At 44.5% G+C, this 17487-nt stretch carries 16 protein-coding genes; 13 read left to right on the forward strand and 3 right to left on the reverse strand.

Translation table 11 applies throughout. The annotated features are described in order from the left end of the window. Both U9Q77_05755 and U9Q77_05760 read right to left on the reverse strand, forming a co-directional pair. The coding region (locus U9Q77_05755; GenBank protein ID MEA3286861.1) for a hypothetical protein at positions 1-854 on the reverse strand (854 nt) is incomplete at its 3' end. Positions 855-861: 7 nt separating this feature from the next. Next, entirely contained in the window at positions 862-3831 is a 2970-nt protein-coding gene (locus U9Q77_05760) for a carboxypeptidase-like regulatory domain-containing protein (protein MEA3286862.1), read from the reverse strand. Between the two features lie 451 nt (positions 3832-4282). Here U9Q77_05760 and U9Q77_05765 point away from each other — a divergent pair, with 451 nt between their 5' ends. The 6 genes from U9Q77_05765 (at position 4283) to U9Q77_05790 (ending at position 9309) form a co-directional block, all read left to right on the forward strand. Then, a complete protein-coding gene (locus U9Q77_05765) occupies positions 4283-5158 on the forward strand; it encodes a PstS family phosphate ABC transporter substrate-binding protein (protein MEA3286863.1) in 876 nt (291 codons plus the stop codon). Between the two features lie 92 nt (positions 5159-5250). Continuing rightward, positions 5251-6120, forward strand: a complete 870-nt coding sequence (gene pstC, locus U9Q77_05770) for a phosphate ABC transporter permease subunit PstC (protein MEA3286864.1) — start codon at positions 5251-5253, stop codon at positions 6118-6120. Continuing rightward, on the forward strand, positions 6117-6968 hold the full coding sequence (gene pstA / locus U9Q77_05775; GenBank protein ID MEA3286865.1) for a phosphate ABC transporter permease PstA: 852 nt from the start codon (positions 6117-6119) through the stop codon (positions 6966-6968). Before pstC ends, pstA begins: the two co-directional genes overlap by 4 nt. Next, positions 6962-7729: a phosphate ABC transporter ATP-binding protein PstB gene (gene pstB / locus U9Q77_05780; GenBank protein MEA3286866.1), complete on the forward strand. Its 768-nt coding sequence runs from the start codon at positions 6962-6964 to the stop codon at positions 7727-7729. Before pstA ends, pstB begins: the two co-directional genes overlap by 7 nt. Positions 7730-7743: 14 nt before the next feature. Beyond that, entirely contained in the window at positions 7744-8436 is a 693-nt protein-coding gene (phoU, locus tag U9Q77_05785) for a phosphate signaling complex protein PhoU (protein ID MEA3286867.1), read from the forward strand. A gap of 69 nt (positions 8437-8505) precedes the next feature. After that, positions 8506-9309: a hypothetical protein gene (locus tag U9Q77_05790; GenBank protein ID MEA3286868.1), complete on the forward strand. Its 804-nt coding sequence runs from the start codon at positions 8506-8508 to the stop codon at positions 9307-9309. Between the two features lie 73 nt (positions 9310-9382). Here the strand turns inward: U9Q77_05790 and U9Q77_05795 are convergent, their stop codons facing one another. After that, entirely contained in the window at positions 9383-11200 is a 1818-nt protein-coding gene (locus tag U9Q77_05795) for a SurA N-terminal domain-containing protein (GenBank protein ID MEA3286869.1), read from the reverse strand. Positions 11201-11969: 769 nt separating this feature from the next. On the opposite strand from U9Q77_05795, the gene U9Q77_05800 reads away from it, so the two are divergent. From U9Q77_05800 to U9Q77_05830, 7 genes are all read left to right on the forward strand, one after another. Continuing rightward, positions 11970-12551 (forward strand): molybdenum cofactor guanylyltransferase, encoded by a 582-nt coding sequence (locus U9Q77_05800; GenBank protein MEA3286870.1) that lies wholly within the window; start codon positions 11970-11972, stop codon positions 12549-12551. A gap of 237 nt (positions 12552-12788) precedes the next feature. After that, the gene (locus tag U9Q77_05805) at positions 12789-13772 is read left to right on the forward strand and encodes an HD domain-containing protein (GenBank protein MEA3286871.1); all 984 of its coding nucleotides are present in this window, start codon (positions 12789-12791) and stop codon (positions 13770-13772) included. After that, positions 13753-14343, forward strand: a complete 591-nt coding sequence (locus tag U9Q77_05810) for a hypothetical protein (GenBank protein ID MEA3286872.1) — start codon at positions 13753-13755, stop codon at positions 14341-14343. The genes U9Q77_05805 and U9Q77_05810 overlap by 20 nt, the downstream gene beginning before the upstream one ends. A gap of 1 nt (position 14344) precedes the next feature. Further along, on the forward strand, positions 14345-15949 hold the full coding sequence (locus U9Q77_05815; GenBank protein ID MEA3286873.1) for a hypothetical protein: 1605 nt from the start codon (positions 14345-14347) through the stop codon (positions 15947-15949). 78 nt (positions 15950-16027) lie between these two features. Beyond that, a complete protein-coding gene (locus U9Q77_05820) occupies positions 16028-16582 on the forward strand; it encodes a sigma-70 family RNA polymerase sigma factor (GenBank protein MEA3286874.1) in 555 nt (184 codons plus the stop codon). Further along, positions 16575-16988, forward strand: a complete 414-nt coding sequence (locus U9Q77_05825) for a hypothetical protein (protein ID MEA3286875.1) — start codon at positions 16575-16577, stop codon at positions 16986-16988. The genes U9Q77_05820 and U9Q77_05825 overlap by 8 nt, the downstream gene beginning before the upstream one ends. Position 16989: 1 nt before the next feature. After that, complete coding sequence (locus U9Q77_05830) at positions 16990-17472, forward strand: hypothetical protein (protein MEA3286876.1); 483 nt, start codon at positions 16990-16992, stop codon at positions 17470-17472. Positions 17473-17487 lie beyond the last annotated feature (15 nt).

Here is a 17487-nt window from a genome sequence, read left to right on the forward strand (position 1 = left end):
CTGAGCATTTGGTCATTATCAGCAGTGGCAGTTGTGCTGCCTGAACCCACCAGGGTTACATTGTACCAGACTGGGTGTGATCGAGGGGTTGAGTTAAGGTCACCATTGGTTTTGCTGTCCATTTCATGAGCTCGATTACCTGCATCCGCACCGACCATGGCAAACAGGAACTGCCCGCGACCCTGGTAACCTTCATCTACATCAAATGCGTCATCACCAACGAACAGAACATTACAATATTTGAGATCCACAGTTCCCCCAAACATCTCAAAACCATCATCCAGATTTAGGGCAACTTCACAGTATTCAATCGTTGTTCCACGGCCAACCCCAGCGAGGGTAATTCCATTGATCTCATTGTCCTGACCAATGGAGCGACCACCGTGCCAAACCCGAACATAGCGCAATACACCTGAGTTATCATCGGCATTGGTTCCGCCGTAGGGGATTCCCTCAAGACCTTCCACGAAGCTGCTGCCACCATCCACGGCGATGGGTGCATCACCTAAAATGATAATTCCACCCCAATTACCTCGGGGATCCAGCATTTCATCTGCTGTTAGGACAGTTGTGAAGGTGATTGGAGCAGTGGCCGTTCCTTCAGCCATGATTACAGCCCCTTTTTCGATAACGAGGGCAGGGGCTAGACCTGCACCATCATCTTCGTTAGCCTTGATCGTCGTGCCAGCCTGGATGGTCAGAGTGACCCCTGGTTTGACAAAGACCTGTCCCGTAAGCAAATGTTCATCTGATGCATTCCATACTTCATCAGAGATGATTTCCCCGGTATGGTCGATAGCGAACAGGCCAGAAACCAGTGTTCCGATCAGTAATAATAGTAAACTATTTTTCATTTGAGTCTTAACTCCTTTTTTGTTGTAGTTGATATTTCACTCCCAGACTGAATGCCAGTCCTGGCGAGTAAACTTTACGCAATTTTAGAGCACCTGACGACGCTTCGATATGTCCGAATCGTACTTGGGAATTGAGAATGTTTTTTATTTTCAGACTGAATTTCAGTGATCCAAGCTTTTTTCCAGTCGTCATATTCAGGGAATGGAAAGGGAATTCATAGATGTCACCCACTTCACCAACACCTACAGAACTGATGCGCTTGGTGTATGTATTATATGCCAAAGCGAAGGTATATCCTCCCGGTGACCGGTAGTCGATTGCTGCATTTACCATAACATTTGACTGACCCTGCAGTGATCTGCTTTTTGTGGAAGATGAATTCGCGTAGCTCGTACCGTTAAATAGGTAGACCGTATCACTAACGGTGACTTCAGATTCTGAAATAGTTGTATTAAAGGATATACTTCCGAAACCTCTGGTTAATGGAATAGGCAGCTTTTTTCGCAACTCGAATTCAAGACCATAGGTGTGAGCTGTTTCTGCATTTTGGAAGGTTTTGTAATCCAGATCAGGGGTCGAAATCATCGATACTTCTATGGGATTCTCAAATGTTTTAAAAAATGCACCCACTGAGATAAGCTCAGATGCTGACGGGTAAAATTCGCTACGAAGGTCATAATTCGTAACTTCAGAATTCTTTAAAAATGGGAACCCAATGGCAACTTCACCTTGATAGAATTCCTGATAAGCCATCGGTGCCAATTCTCTAAATTCCGGTCGCCCAACCGTTTGTGAATAGGCTGCTCTCACATTGAGTCCATCATCCTTTTTATAAATCAAATTGAGAGAGGGGAGTACAACCTGCTGTGTCAAGTGAGCCTTGGCAGGGTCACCATAGATTGTTGTGGCTGATGCACCTGTCACCGGATTATAGCTATCCAATTTCATGTTATAGTTTTCGTAACGCGCTCCTCCCTCAAACTGAAGTGACCAGGCACTTCTACTGAGAAGGGGGATGGATGCCATGGTATAGAAAGCCTTGGTCAGTTCCTGCGCTGTATAGCCATTGAATGCGTTTTTAGCAGTTTCGTCCAGCATCAATAACCCGTGAGTCCAATCCCCAGTAGCAGTATCACGTTCAAAAAAGTTCAGCGCATCAAATGATTGTCCAAATTCCATATCAGGGTAGATATTGAGGACCGAATCTGCCCAGCTTGAGCTGGATGAATTTGTAATGGCAAAGGAACGCTTTTCGAAGGTTCTGGACTTATCCTGGTCCCTAAAACCCACTTTCAGCTTGATAGCATTTTGTATATCCAACGGGATTTTAAGTTCATAGTGCAAATCGAATGATAGGTTGGCATCACTACCATCTGTAAAATCGCGATAGGCAATCTTCTGAGCCTGCCGGTCGATTATGTAATAGCTATAGGATGAGTCTGTATCCGCATTAACAACACGCTCTGAATAGTTATGGGATGAATGATCGGGTTCATAGCGCGTCGATAGGCCTGAATTGTAATTCCATTCGATATTGTGTTGAGGTCCTAAAGTAAACTGGCTTGAACCACTGAGGCTGGTATTCTTAATCGTTTTTTCGATATAATGGTCACTGATAAAAATACCTGATTCAATATTGGGTGTATAGCCTGTGGAAATTGTATGCTTGTCACTAGAGGTATGCGTGTAAATCCGTTGGAGCTTTATTTTGTGTTTATTCTTGTACTTAAGCCCAGCACTGATATTTGCACCGAGATTTGTTCTGTATTCTGAAATCTCATTGCTACGCTCGGTGTAGGGATACAAATAGGCTGAATTCTCTTCATTATCGTCACCTGCTCGATTGAGGGCAAATTGAGAACTTTCCATGACCTGTGATTTGTAAGCATTCTTGAAAACTATATTGGTAAAGAAACCGTATTCTAAATGTTCGTTTATCTCATATCGGTCTCCAAGATCAAACCCTGCGCTGAAGGGCTTACCAGTTTTGACTTTTGAAGCAATGAAGTTTGGAAGAGAGCCACGGCTATATTCACCGATCTGACCGTACCACTGAATTGAATTCATCCCTTCCGGTTGATAATTTTGGGCAGGTGACAGTATTTGGTTTTGCGGAATATCATCTCCCAGAGCACGTGACCCATCATCAAAACCAAAAAAATCATTTTTCCCTCTGGCAGTGCTTCGAAATGCTGCACCTGCGTATGAACTTGTGTTGTCGCTTAACGAGACGTTCAGGTTGATTAGACGTTCGTCTGGATATGCTTTGGTCTTGATGTTAATACTACCCCCAGCGAATACACCTGGAAGATCAGGGGTGAAGGTTTTCAAAACGACAATACTTTCTAATAAAGAACTGGGGAATAGGTCCAGGGGGACTGATTTTTTGTCCGGTTCAGGTGAGGGGATTGGGGCGCTATTCATTTGCGTGGAGGTATAGCGTTCGCCAAGTCCTCTAACGATGGGGAATTTCCCTTCCCTTACGGTTACACCAGGTAGGCGTTTTAACGCGTCAGCAGCATTAGAATCCCCCCTTCTGGACATTTCTTCTGCACCAATCGCATCCTCCATGTTGGATGATTCCTGACGCTCTTGTAACATTGAGAGTGCAGCCCCTGGTTTGGTTTCAGCCTCAACAACGACAGAACTGCCGCTAATGGCTTCCGCGCTCATAACAATATCCAGCCGATTGGTAATCCCGGCATTAAATTGAATGTTCTCAATATTTTTTATTTCATAGCCTATATATGAGACTCTTAGCGTATAGATCCCTGGTCTGATACTTCGGATTTCAAAGAATCCATCTAGATTTGAAGCTGCCCCAATTCCATTATCGAGGACGATAACATTTGCTCCGATGAGCACTTCACCAGTTTCTGAATCAGTGATGATTCCCTGGAGACTGCCAGTGTTCTGTCCAAATCCCAGTGCTGGGAGGATGAGTAAAGTACTAAGTGCTATAATTATTTTGGTCAATTTGTTCTTCCTTTTTCACACACATTTCAACACCACTATCTTTTGTCCTTCACGACGGCAGGAGGATGCACTTGAAGTGTTAGCTGAATATTTTGGTTAGGTGAGTGAATCAGTAGAATATGATGAGGTTTCTGTGAGGAAGAACATGAGGGTGTAGTGACAAGAGTTCCAAAAAAAATAGCATGAGGGAGCAAAGCACCTGTGGTAATCTCGCTTTGTCATTTACAAACTGTCGTGCAAATTATAGAAATTGCCCGTCGTGAACAGCAGGTTGAGTGAAGATCATGGGATCACGGGAATTCTCAAAAAAACCAGAGCTATTCAGTATTTTCGAACCTATGATTTGATCGCAATCAATTCAAAATCTCACCAAACACTCACACGAATCAAACATTCAAAACCCAGTATAGAGCGAGGTGTTGGGATAACAACTGATGAGGAGGAAAAGAAAATGAAACGAATGATATCTACTATTAGTTTAGCGCTATTGACCCTAGTGCTTATGAGCAATTGTGGTGGGGAAAAAGAATCTAAAAACGAAACAGCAACGGTCAAATACATCAGTATCAAGGGCTCTGATACCATGGTTCACCTGGCCAGTAATTGGGCTGAAGTCTATATGGATACCCATAAAGATGTAGATATTTCAGTGACTGGTGGTGGATCAGGAACTGGGATTGCAGCTCTGCTTAATGGAACAACTGATATTTGTATTGCATCTCGCAGGATTAAAAGTACAGAAGAAAAATTAGCATTGGAAAAAGGATTGGCTCCCAATGAGATCGTCACCTCTCGTGATGGTATTGCAGTGGTTGTGAATCCGGCTAATCCAATTAGTGAACTAAGTATTGAACAAATTGGTAAAATGTATACTGGTGCCTATACATCCTGGAAAGAGGTCGGTGGACCGGATGAACCCATCGTTATCCTTTCCCGTGAATCAAGCTCAGGAACGTATGTCTTTTTTCAAAAAAGAGTGATGAATAAGAAGGATTACACACAGGAAGCCTTGCTCATGCCCTCAACAGCGGCAATTATCCAGAGTGTTGCTCAAGATACGTGGGCCATAGGTTATGTAGGACTTGGGTATGGAACACAAGCTGGTGAAAAAGTAAAAATGTTAGGTATAAAAGATGCTGCTGATACACCTGCCATCTCAGCTTCTGTGGCTACGGTCCAGGATGATACCTACAGCATTGCCCGACCCCTTCACTTCTATACAAATGGGACTCCCACAGGCGCGACAAAAGACTTTATCGATTTTGTGCTTTCTGAAGACGGTCAGGCTATTGTCATGGAAGCTGGATACGTACCTGTAAACTATTAATGTGGCGGGCATTATTCATATGAACAATTCCCATATTACCTCAATGTCCGTTCCCGCTCGTTTAATATCCACCGGGTTAATAATCAAGACTCATGCACTCCTGGCGAGATAAAGCGATTTATACGGTACTGGTAGGAGCTGCTTCTACCAGTGTCTTGATCGTACTTCTGATTTTTGTTTTTTTGGGGAAAGAAGCACTGCCATTTATCAATGATCCGGGAATCTCAGATCTGTTTCATTTGAGGTGGATCCCTGTTTCTTTTAATGCAGAGCTTTTTGGCTTACTGCCTCTTATCACTGGATCTGTTCTGGTGACGTTACTTGCAACTGTTCTAATGATTCCTTTTGGCGTATTGGGAGCCATCTATATCGCAGAGATAGCAACTCAAGGAGAGCGTAGTTTCTTAAAACCCTTTATCGAAATATTAGCAGGGATCCCTTCTGTGGTCATCGGATTCTTTGGTCTTGTCGTCCTCAGCCCATTGATCAAGGATCTATTCGATCTGCCCACGGGGCTCACAGCTATTACAGGTGCTGTTCTGTTAGCCCTGATGGCCATTCCAACAGTGATCACTGTGAGCGAAGATGCTATTCAGAGTGTTCCGCGATCCTACCGCGAGGCTTCACTGGCTTTGGGGGCGAATCGCTTACAAACCATCTTTAGAATAATTGTTCCAGCAGCACTTCCTGGAATAACTGCGGCAATCATGTTGGGTATGGGAAGGGTAATTGGCGAAACTATGGCAGTCCTCATGGTGACCGGAAATGCTGCAAAGTTAACGCTGAATCCTTTTAGCTCAGTCCGTACGATGACAGCAACGATAGCTGCTGAAATGGGGGAGGTCGCCTTTGGCAGTCATCACTATCAAGCACTATTTTGGGTTGGAATTGTACTCTTGATAATGACCTTTGGGTTAAATGTGATCGCCCAAAAAGTCTTAAGAAAGTATCAGATGCGATGACCCCTTCAACTCAAGAGAAACTTGTCTTCAACCTGGTCAGGGGAGTTACCTACTCGGTTGTATTAATTGTTGGATATTTGCTCTTCGATATATTTATACAAGGGATTCCTACGATCAGTTGGGAGTTCTTAAGTGGTTTCCCTCGGCGAAGTGGAGCAGAAGGCGGCATTTATCCTGCCATAATTGGAACGATATATCTGGTCTTTGGTGCCATTATTTTCGCCTTACCCCTGGGGATGGCTTCTGCGATCTATTTATCTGAATACGCCCTGCAGGGGAGCTTAAATCAGACAATTCGATTGGCTATTATTACCTTAGCTGGCGTACCTTCAATTGTGTTTGGGCTTTTTGGACTCGGACTATTCGTCCTCTTCTTTGGGTTTGGAGCCTCAATTTTAGCTGGGAGTTTAACCCTGGCATTTATGATCTTGCCAACGATTATTGTTTCTAGTGAAGAGGCGCTTCAAGCTGTTCCCATGGGTTTGCGGGAGGCTAGCCTAGCCCTGGGAGCAACCAAATGGCAAACTGTCTATACCAATGTTCTACCCTACGCCCTTCCCGGAATGTTTACGGGATCTATTCTTGGTATCGGGAGAGCAGCCGGGGAAACTGCCCCAATTCTTTTAACGGTGGCGGCGTTTTTTCTCCCCCGGTTACCAAATTCAATCTTTGATCAGGTCATGGCACTTCCATATCATCTCTATGTATTGGCTACGCAGCATCCTGATACTGAAAAAGTATTACCCATGCAGTATGGAACAGCTCTGGTGCTTATCATCATTGTTGTATTTTTTAATTTAACAGCAATTGTATTGAGAAATCATTACCGAAAGAAAATCCAATGGTGAAAAAAATAAAAGCCAAACTACAGGCAGAAAAAGTCAATTTTTTCTATGGTAGTAATCAGGCTTTATTTGATATCAATATGTTAATCCCTGATCGGCAGGTGACTGCCCTGATCGGTCCTTCCGGGTGTGGCAAATCCACTTTTCTACGGATGTTTAACCGCATGAATGACATTATTCCCGGGACACACCACTCTGGGAAAATCAGCATGAGTGGTGTGGATTTGTATGATTCCAAAACCGATGTAGTCAGATTGCGACGAGAGGTGGGAATGGTTTTTCAAAAATCTAACCCCTTTCCAAAATCCATTTATGATAATATTACATATGGACCAGGTATTCATGGCTTAAAGAACAAAATGAAACTTGATGAGATTGTGGAACATAGTCTAAGAGGGGCTGCCCTGTGGGATGAGGTCAAGGATCGACTTCAGGATAGCGCTATGGCCTTATCAGGCGGACAACAGCAGCGGTTGTGTATTGCTCGAGCTCTGGCAGTTGAGCCAAAAGTGATTCTCATGGATGAACCGGCTTCTGCTCTTGATCCAAAATCCACAGCCAGAATCGAAGAATTGATTGGTGAGTTACGGGAAAAATACACCATCATTATCGTTACACACAATATGCAGCAGGCCTCTCGTGTCTCTGATCATACTGCTTTCTTTTTTGAAGGTGCCATGATCGAGTATGGCCCAACAGTACAGATATTTACAACTCCTCAACAACAAAAAACGGAAGATTACATTACTGGGAGATTTGGATGATGGCTGGAGATAAAATGATACAACATTTACATCGGGAGATCGAGAATCTCAAAAAGAAAATTATTCAAGAAGCCACCCTGGTTGAAGAGAATTTGCGGGAGAGTATCAAAGCTTTATTAGAACGTGATGGTGAACTAGCCAGAAGAATCGTTAAACGAGATGATATTATTGATGAGATGGAAGTTGAAGTTGAAGAGGATTGTTTAAAGATATTTGCCCTCTATCAACCAGTTGCCATTGATCTAAGATATATCGTTGCTTTTCTGAAGCTCAATAACGACTTGGAGCGTATTGGAGACCTGACGGCAAATATTGCGGCACGAGCAGCTTCTCTGTCAGTTCAGGATATCCTTGAAATACCCAGTCAGATCCCTGAAATGGCTGTGATCACTCAGAAAATGCTCAAGAACAGTCTGGATGCGTTAATAGATCTTGATGGGGAAAAAGCGACTGAAGTGATGGCTGAAGATGATCGGGTCGATACTTTACATGAATCTATGTACCATGTGATCGGTGAACACATGCAGGAAAGCCCGGAAAGGATAAGCCAATGGATGGAAATTTTGGCCATTTCACGCTATTTGGAACGTATTGCTGATCACTGTACCAATATTGCAGAAGATGTCGAATATATGCTTAGTGGGGAAATACACCGGCATGAATCAGAATTATCAGAAAATACTGAAACACTTCTTAACACTTCTTAACACTTCTTAACCTTTTTGACATTCTGGTATCAAAGAAAGGTTATTATAACTGAAATCATTGGAGTTGGAATGTCAAAACACATGAACTATCTATTGATCATGGCTGTACTACTGGGACTTCAGTCCTGTAGCGGGACAAAATATCTGAGTGAACCGGCAACTGCTGATTTCCGGATCGATGGTGAACAGCTGGAGTGGGCGGGGCGCTTTGAAATTCCAAAAAATGAAAAATTTGCCGTGGGCATAAGTCATGATAAAAACTATCTCTATGTGGCTATCAATAGTATGGACCGAAGCTTTGAGCGTCAATTGGCCATGCGGGGTTTAACCATCTGGGTCGATGCCAGAGGTAAAAAACATGAGGACCTCGGTTTCAAATTTCAGAGCCTTATACCCATGGATCGTCGCCCAGGGTCATCTGAAAACCGGCGAAGTAGAATGGGTGCTGGAGAACGAGATGCGTCTATGTTTCGGAATGCTTCCCCTTTCAACGGCGATCTTGATCTCATCATTGTTGATGCTAAAGACCGGGAACGTTTGGGGCCAGCGGATCTGTTAGCTGTTGCTTTTTCAGGAGATGGTGGGTTTTTTATGGAATACCAAATTCCCCTGGCGCTTCTGGGGCAGGACTATGCACCGGGTCAGCCGCTTGGTGTGGGAATAAATTCTGCATTTGATAAAAGCAATCTACCTGCCGGTGGTCGAGGGGGGATGTCTGGTGGTGGAATGTCCAGCGGTGGCCGAGGTGGTTCAGGTGGCGGTAAAAGAGGTGGGGGTCAAGGTGGTGGACGACCTGGTATGCCGGGGGGAAGCCGACCCGACCAAACTGACTTGGATGTTTGGATCAAAGTCGAGTTCACCCAAAATAAATAATTGAACATGTGCCCCAAAAAAAAGAGGCCGCCATTGCTGACAGCCTCTTTCAACACTTAGCTAATGTGAAATATTAGAGCATGCGCAGACGATTATCAGTTATGTCTGCACCCTCACGGAGATCTTCCAAATACTTGTTCCAGACCTCATTCTGACGGTTCTGAGTTAGACTCAGATACAAGGCATCATAGCTGGCTATGTAAGCTGCTTCATCAAAATCACTCCGAGCATTCAAGCGCACAATGACTGAGCCCCGAGGGGTGTCAAAAACCGGAGAGATATTACCAATTTCAGCATTTGCAAGAAAACCAAAGATCTCCTGGTAACGACCAAGCCCCCTGATGCTTGCATTACCCTGTGCTCCCTCAACTACTTGATGCAAAAGACCCTCACGACCCTCGATCTGAACAGTGGACCAGTCGCTATCTGCATTTAAACTGGCTAGCAGATCGTCAGCGACAGATTTAGCCATCGCCTGTTTTTTCTGATTGGTAACATTGCGTTTGATGGTCACCTTTGCTTGATCATAAGGACGGTCACCAGCAGGTATTATCTCAGATAACTGGAATATTGCAAGATGATTATCATTTTGCAAAACTTTGCTGTGAGCCCCTATCTCAGAGAGATAAGCGAAGCGAACAGCAGACTGGAAGGATCCAAGTCCGGAGATATAAGTATCCTTTTGAAGAAGCTTATTGGACTTGCGCGCTGCCATTCCGAGTGAATCAACAGCCTGGTCAAATCCAATCTCATCTGCCAGAAATTCCAGATTCTTCAGGTCTCGTCTGATTTTGTCGCGAGTGGTTTCGCTGGGTCGTATCTCCACCAGAATATGACGGGCTTCAACCTCTGGAGTACCGTTCTCCACCCGGTTGGCTTCAACCTTGATCAGATGATAACCAAATTGAGTTAATACTGGACCAACAATTTCACCAACGGGAGCTGAAAAAGCAGCTTTTTCAAATGGAGGAGCCATTTTACCCTTGCCAAACCAACCGAGGTATCCACCATTGGGACCTGTCGGTCCTTCTGAATGAATCTCAGCCATTGATTCGAAACTGGCACCATTAAGGATCTCATCTTTCACATCATTGATCAAATTGAGAGCCCGGGTTGTGTCTGAATTCGTTGCTTTAATCTCGGTTGAAATGATGTTCAGGAAACGGGTTTCTTCCTGCTGAAAATCATCAAGATTCAGATCATAGTAATTTTGCAATTCAGCTTCTGAAACTTCAGTCTCATTGTCTTTCCAGAGGGAATTCTTTACAAAAAGATATTCCATGTCATAGATGACCTCATTACGCATGTATTCAGCACGGACCTCAGCCTCTGATACCTGAGTCGTGGCAATTACTTTTTGCTGAAGTTTTTCCACTGGAACAATGGCAGCGACCTGTTGACGCATGGCAGCAAAGAAATTGGCTGCTTCTGGAGCGTTGACTGCCTCCTGGTAGGCATTGTAGTCGAATTCGCCTGTTTCAGACATAAAGTACTGTTGGATAGTGGGGTGGACGTTCTCGGTAAAAAAGTATTTGATCTCATCGGGGGAAACATGAATGCCCTGTTCCTCAATGGTCTGACGAATAAGGATCTGAGTCACCATGGTCTCCCAGATCTGATCTGTCATTTGAATCATCTGTTGTTCATTGGGCTCAATACTATTTCTTTGTCTGAAATTTTCCCGCTCATTTTGCAAGGAACGCATGAAGTTCTCACGGGTCAGTTCCTCACCATTCACCGTAGTAAAGACGTTGGATTGATTACCACCGATAAGATCTGTAATATCGGCTCCTCCAACCAATCCACCGACACTCATGGTTAGCACGAAAACAACGACTAGAAAGATCATAATCCCAGCCATGTTGTCCCGCATTTTGTTCATCACACCCATGTTGTTGTTCCTCCTGCGCTCACTATAGCGTATACAATTATTTGGATTAAAAAAAGCCGCCCAATATAGTTTGACACACAAGGGGTTGCAAGGGTGTCAAAGGGTGAATTGGGCTATTCTGAATTATGGTTGATACGCAGGTCACATGTCGTATTGCACACTTCCTTCACTGACAAATATTAGTAATACCATATTCACTTCAAAATGAGCCATAACTCCTGCATCTTTTCCATTTTCACTTTACTTCGATGAACTCAGCATAACACACTTAAAATGTTCACCATAGCTTCGCACTACATGCTACGCCTTGACAAGCAGCTATGCCTGCCTAAGCCGAAGTCGGTCCCCACGCAGGCAGGCTTCACATGTAAAGCGAAGCAGTGCGAATTTTCTATCGAAAATCGCACGGGGAGTAAAAAAGAAAAACATGTCGCCAGTAGCTTGCAAAGCGTAGGGTGATATTTTGGATTTAATGTCTACTTTAGAACTGAAAATGGTGTACGTCGGCGAACAAGGGTGATACAGTGTCTCAGCATGATGCACAAACTGAGCAGCGTCAGATAGGCGACAAAGATGACGAGTTTCATTCTGTAACAGACCCAATCAAGACGATAGAAAGATCGAGCAAATCTCTGGTTTTCTGGCTTATCAAAAAGCTATTGAAGAGCAGCTTATCGTTTATATTCGCGGGAACTAAGCCTGTCAGCAACCGTTAAGGGATTTATCGAGTCTGGAACAAGCACTTGAGGATCCTGGAAGGGATCAGAGTATGAAAACATCTCCCTGTAATTCATGTACTGCCATCATTCTAGCCGGAGGTAGTGCCAAAAGAATGGGGGAGGATAAACGCTTCCTCAAGGTGGGGCATGAGAATTTACTGGAGCGACAGATCAGCCTGTTAAAACAGCATTTTCATGAGATCATCATTTCTGCCAACGATCCAGACAAACTGGCCTACCTAAACTTACCTGTCATTAAAGATGGCCACCCCGGGAATGGTCCTTTGGAAGGTTTAACCACAGCCCTGGCGGCTACCCATACTGACTATAGTTTTGTAGTCGCTGTGGACATTCCCAACATTGATATGAAGCTGGTAGAGAAGATGCGCAGTCATCTGGATCATGTTTCAGCTGTGATACCCGTCTGTATTGACGGGCGGGAGGAGCCTTTATTCGCATTTTACAGCAAGAATTGTATCCCTATTTTCAGGGCGGCTTTGGAAAAGGGTGAATTAGCGATCCACAAGGCTTTAAATCGTTGTCCAGTCTATCATTTTCCGATGCGCGGCGAACGGCCCCTGGCCAATTTAAATCGGCCAGAAGATTATGAGGATTATCTCAAGGACAACTGATCGCCGTAATTCTTATCAGGCTTTACCCATATAATAATAGATGTAACCCACCTGAATTGTAAGTAGGAATAAGCTTGTATTTCAACTCCGAATCGATTACAATTTAATCCAACCCAACCCCCAAATAGTGTTCACGGCAAACCGGTTTGTTTATCCTGAATGACGTTATGAATTTGTCTGTTACCTGATTCCGGATTAAACTGTGAACGCAGAAAAAGCAAAAAGGCAATTAGCATTATGAAAGCAAAGATCACTCAGATCAAGAATTTCAAGAAGAATACTCACATCCAGGGATTTTTCCTGGTAAGGGAAAAACATTTACGAAGCACCCGAACCAATCATCCCTATCTGCAATTGCAGCTTCAGGATAATAGTGGTTCTATCGAGGCTAAAGTGTGGGAAGATGTTCCTGCATTTGAAAAATCCTTTGATGAGGGTGATGCAGTTGTTGTAAAAGGGCGGGTGAGCGAGTACGCCCAGCGTCTCCAATTGGAGATTGAAGATATCGGCAGAGCGATCCCTGAAAAACATGCTGATTATGGATTTGATCTCACCAAGCTCATTCCCTCCAGCAAGTCAAGTATAAATCAGATGTGGCGCGAACTGGGTAAGATCATTAAAGAGATGAAAAATGATCATTTAAAGTCTCTTATAAGCAAAATATACAAAGAGCATGGAGCCGTGATCAAACAACACCCGGCCTCAATGAAACTTCACCATGCCTGGGTGGGGGGCTATCTGGAACATGTTTTTTCCATGGCCAGGTTGGGGGTCGTGCTGGCAGATCACTATGCAGTTGATCGGGATCTTCTGCTGACCGGGATTCTGCTGCATGATATAGGCAAGATCATCGAATTGAATCCAGCCAGTAAGCCAGGCTACACAGACTCAGGAAAACTGCTGGGGCATATTGTGCTGGGGCGGGATCTGGCTCGGGATACCATGTCAGGAATCAATGGTTTTCCACCTGATCTACAGCTGAAAGTCGAGCACATGATCCTTGCCCACCAGGGGAAGTACGAATGGCAATCACCCAAACTCCCGAAATTCAAGGAGGCCCTTCTCCTGCATCATATAGATGAGTTGGATGCCCGGATGAATATGATGTCTGTCGCCATGGAACAGGATCAGGAAACAGGCGCCTGGACCAATCGATATAATTATTTCAGGGTGCCGCTCTTAAAGGGGGAACTTGATCCGGATGGAGTTGATCAAAATTGATATGAGCATGTCTTTGGTAGAATATCGCCGCTTGGCTCTGATGTCGCTCTGGACTGGACTCATCGTCACCGTAGGAATAGTCTGCTCATTTATCCCCAATCTGGAGCTGGTGATTCTCTCAGCTTTTCTCGGTGGTGTGGCTCTGGGACCTAAAAGGGGTTTTATTGTGGCCGTGATCGGGGAGGCTGTTTTTTCTACTTTAAATCCCATTGGCTCAGGGTTGGGTTACCCAATATTGCTTCTTTTTCAGGTGGTGGGTATTGGAATTGGTGGTGGGTTAGGCGGTTTGCTGGCACCAGCCATCAGATCGCTCCAACATCCAATTGCAAAAGCAGTTGCTCTGGGTGTCACAGGATTTGTGATTACCCTGATATACGATGTATTGACTGCGTTGAGCTTTCCGCTCAGCTCAGGGATGGTCGAGGGAACCCTCTGGGGAACCATTGTTACGGGGCTGGTGTTTTTTATCATGCACATAACTTCAAATACCATACTGTTTGCTCTATTCGCTCCTATTTTAGTGCGTTTGGTTGACCAACAATTATTGATGCACGATCTGAGAAAGGACTAGCATGAGCTTGAGGGTATTTGTTTTGACACTGGTCAGTATGGTGTTCCCTCTATTCTCATTGGCTCAACTAGACCATCCAGCCGTTGTGATTCAGGATGTTCCTGATTTTGGAGCAGTATCCGGAACATGGGGTCATCTGCAATTCTACCGCCCCTTTGGGTTTAAAGCTGTCGTACTGGATGAATGGCAGGATCTGGCCACCAGCTACCTCATAAATGGTGAGCCCCTCAATACTGATAGACAGGGCTGGCTACCGCTATTGGACCAGCGAACACTCTGGTCTCAGCTACACCCTGCTCTGACAACGGAAGCTGACACAACTGCTCCCTCATTACTAGTCAATTATCGTCAGGGTGATGCTGATTTTAAGGATTTTACAGTTTGGTATCACAATAGCCTGGGCAAAGCCACCCGTTATGCCTGGAATTCAAAATTAAGGTCTCATCAGCGTTTTATAGGTGTTCAGCTCTATGATGAGCAACGTCACCAACTGCAGATTGAGAACCGGATCGATGATCAGGTTATCAAAGTGGAGCTGGGTTATGACCATCAGGTGAATCCGCTTTATTTATATGAACTGGATACTGTACTGCAAGCCTGGAATTATAATGACAAACTGCAGCTTCGATCAGATCGGTGGTCCGGAAATCTGCATTGGCAGAATATTGATTCGAATTCAGTCGGATCAGAGTTCTTTGCCTGGGTGCAGGGTGGTATCTGGGAATGGCCTGCAGCTCAACGACATTCACTCAGCACCCTGGCCTATTTTGGACATCGGTTTCAAGTGAGAGAATGGTCTCCTGTGGAAATGAAGATCGGAGTCATTCGTAAGCAACTGGGTGGCGATGGAAGCATCCGCCATTTTATGGAAGTCAATCTCCCTCAATTCAGCAATCGGCATCTATCGGTAGAATTGGGTCTGAAAAATCTAGGCCAATGGCGTTTTCTGCCCAACGTGAAGGCTGGTTTGGATTATAAACCGCTCAATATTACTTACCAAACTCATCAACTTATTGATGAAAGAACCTTTAAACCTGAGTTAACTGCTACAACTGTACACGAGCTCACATCGACCTTGAAATTTGCCGCATTCGAGATAAGTATGGGTGGGTGGCAGGGTCAAAATGACCAGGGATCTATCAGGGGGACACAGGGCTACACGAGGTTGACTTTCCCCTGGGAGATGGAACTGAAGTTAGGCGGTTCAATGGTGGATCAAGCAACGGATTGGATCTGGGCTAAAAAGCAGGTATTATGGGAGCTCAACCAGGATGCCTTTCTATTCGATCAAGCGATGCATGTTCATTTAAATGTTTGGGGACGTCATCTATTTCAACCACAACAGGGTTTTCTTGATCCTGATGACCTGGTGGTTCGACCCACTGATATTGACAGCGATGAGACGATCCTGCATCTGCTGAATTACTCTATCCAAGCTCAGGTCAGTACCCTAATCATTGGGTTTACTGATACCAATATGCTTCATGATCCACTGTGGTCCCAATACGTGTCAGGTCTCCCAAATTCAGAATACACTATTATGGCCAATCAATTCACTGAATCCAGATTTCGCTATATCTCCCTGATCTGGGTCTTTGACAATTAAGTGAGATGTAGCCTACTACGTCTCTGTCAAACCGCGATCTTAACCTTTTTTCATGAATGAATATCTAAATCCCCAGTAATGCAAAAAGATACAGATATTCTGCTCTTTGAGAAGGTACAGGACCGTGATCCGCAGGCTTTTGATCAAATTGTACGAGAATATTCCCCAGGGCTTAATAGTTTCATTCTCAGAATGGTATCCAATGTTGAAGATGCCCAGGATATCCTCCAGGATACTTTTGTCAAGGTCTGGGAGAAAAGTCATCAATTCAAGGGCAGATCGAGCTTGAAAACCTGGATCTACCGAATTGCCATCAACCTGTGCTATAGTCACTTAAAACGCAGGCAACGCTGGAGCTACACTTTTATGGAGGATATGAAAGTGCTCATCTCCGGGTCAGATCCTGTGAAAGAAACCGAATATCGCTTTCACTCCGAGATATTGGGTAAAAGCTTGGCGATTCTCACACCTCGGCAACGGGCTGTTGTGATCGCCAGGATCTATGAGGATCTGCCGTACGCGCAGATCTCAGATGCAGTCGGGTGTTCGGTGAATGCTGCCAAAGTACATTTTCACGAGGGAAAAAAACGAATAGAAGCTTTTATGAAAGCACAGGTAGGGGAAAATGGATAAGTTGAACATAATATTTCAGGAGGAACGATCCGACGGACAAGCACCCCCATTGGATATCGATGAGGTCCTTCATGGAGTGCAGACCAGGATTAAAAGGAGAGCGCTTCGCCGGAAAACCCTCTATTCAGCACCTGTTGTGATTCTCCTGGTGATGATGGTGATCGTGGTGATGCCTGATCGTGGTGATGAATCGGTCAATCCCGGTGGGGAACTACTGATGGCTGGTTGGGAAGATTCCTGGACCACAGAGCAAGGACTGTTGTTTGAGTCAGGAAATGACGTGGAGCTGTATGAACAAAGTGTGGATTATCTCATTGATGAAAACTATTACTCATACATTGAAGATGCTGAAGAGTTGCTGGATGATGATCTGAAGGCGCTTATCGACTACTTAGAGGAGGTTTAGTATGTCTAGAAATATTTTAATTATTTTATTGATCATGATAGGAGTAAGTATTGCTCAACCGCCCCCTGGGGGAGCCGGTGGCTCTCGAAATATAAATGCAGTGCGCATCTGGAAATTGACTGAGATGCTGGAATTAACTGAGGAACAGACCGTCACTTTCCTGCCTTTGGTTCAGATCCATGAGCGAAAGTTGCGAAATATCCAACAAGAGATGCAGGAGCTTAATCGAGCTGGTCATAAGCTCATCGATGAGCAGGATATTTCTCAAAAGGAAGTGGACAAATTGATCAAGCAGTATATCAAGAAACAGAATGATATTCATAAGATCAAACATGATTTCACTCAATCACTCCCCAAGTATTTAACTCCCAAGCAGCAATTGCTGTATATCGGCTTTGAGGCTCGATTCAGGCAGGATCTACGGCAGTATATGAAGGACCGCCGAGGTGGAAACGTACAAAATCGTCGTGATAAACGACCCTAACAACAGGAGATAGCA

It is taken from the genome of Candidatus Neomarinimicrobiota bacterium, assembly GCA_034716895.1.
Classification (GTDB): domain Bacteria; phylum Fidelibacterota; class UBA8477; order UBA8477; family JABMPR01; genus JABMPR01.

Bases quoted from the DNA above. Each gene is read 5' to 3' on its own strand.
- U9Q77_05765 (MEA3286863.1), top strand. From the start codon at position 4,283: ATGAAACGAATGATATCTACTATTAGTTTAGCGCTATTGACCCTAGTG.
- pstC (MEA3286864.1), top strand. From the start codon at position 5,251: ATGCACTCCTGGCGAGATAAAGCGATTTATACGGTACTGGTAGGAGCT.
- pstA (MEA3286865.1), top strand. From the start codon at position 6,117: ATGACCCCTTCAACTCAAGAGAAACTTGTCTTCAACCTGGTCAGGGGA.
- pstB (MEA3286866.1), top strand. From the start codon at position 6,962: ATGGTGAAAAAAATAAAAGCCAAACTACAGGCAGAAAAAGTCAATTTT.
- phoU (MEA3286867.1), top strand. From the start codon at position 7,744: ATGATACAACATTTACATCGGGAGATCGAGAATCTCAAAAAGAAAATT.
- U9Q77_05790 (MEA3286868.1), top strand. From the start codon at position 8,506: ATGTCAAAACACATGAACTATCTATTGATCATGGCTGTACTACTGGGA.
- U9Q77_05795 (MEA3286869.1), bottom strand. From the start codon at position 11,200: ATGGGTGTGATGAACAAAATGCGGGACAACATGGCTGGGATTATGATC.
- U9Q77_05800 (MEA3286870.1), top strand. From the start codon at position 11,970: ATGAAAACATCTCCCTGTAATTCATGTACTGCCATCATTCTAGCCGGA.
- U9Q77_05805 (MEA3286871.1), top strand. From the start codon at position 12,789: ATGAAAGCAAAGATCACTCAGATCAAGAATTTCAAGAAGAATACTCAC.
- U9Q77_05810 (MEA3286872.1), top strand. From the start codon at position 13,753: ATGGAGTTGATCAAAATTGATATGAGCATGTCTTTGGTAGAATATCGC.
- U9Q77_05815 (MEA3286873.1), top strand. From the start codon at position 14,345: ATGAGCTTGAGGGTATTTGTTTTGACACTGGTCAGTATGGTGTTCCCT.
- U9Q77_05820 (MEA3286874.1), top strand. From the start codon at position 16,028: ATGCAAAAAGATACAGATATTCTGCTCTTTGAGAAGGTACAGGACCGT.
- U9Q77_05825 (MEA3286875.1), top strand. From the start codon at position 16,575: ATGGATAAGTTGAACATAATATTTCAGGAGGAACGATCCGACGGACAA.
- U9Q77_05830 (MEA3286876.1), top strand. From the start codon at position 16,990: ATGTCTAGAAATATTTTAATTATTTTATTGATCATGATAGGAGTAAGT.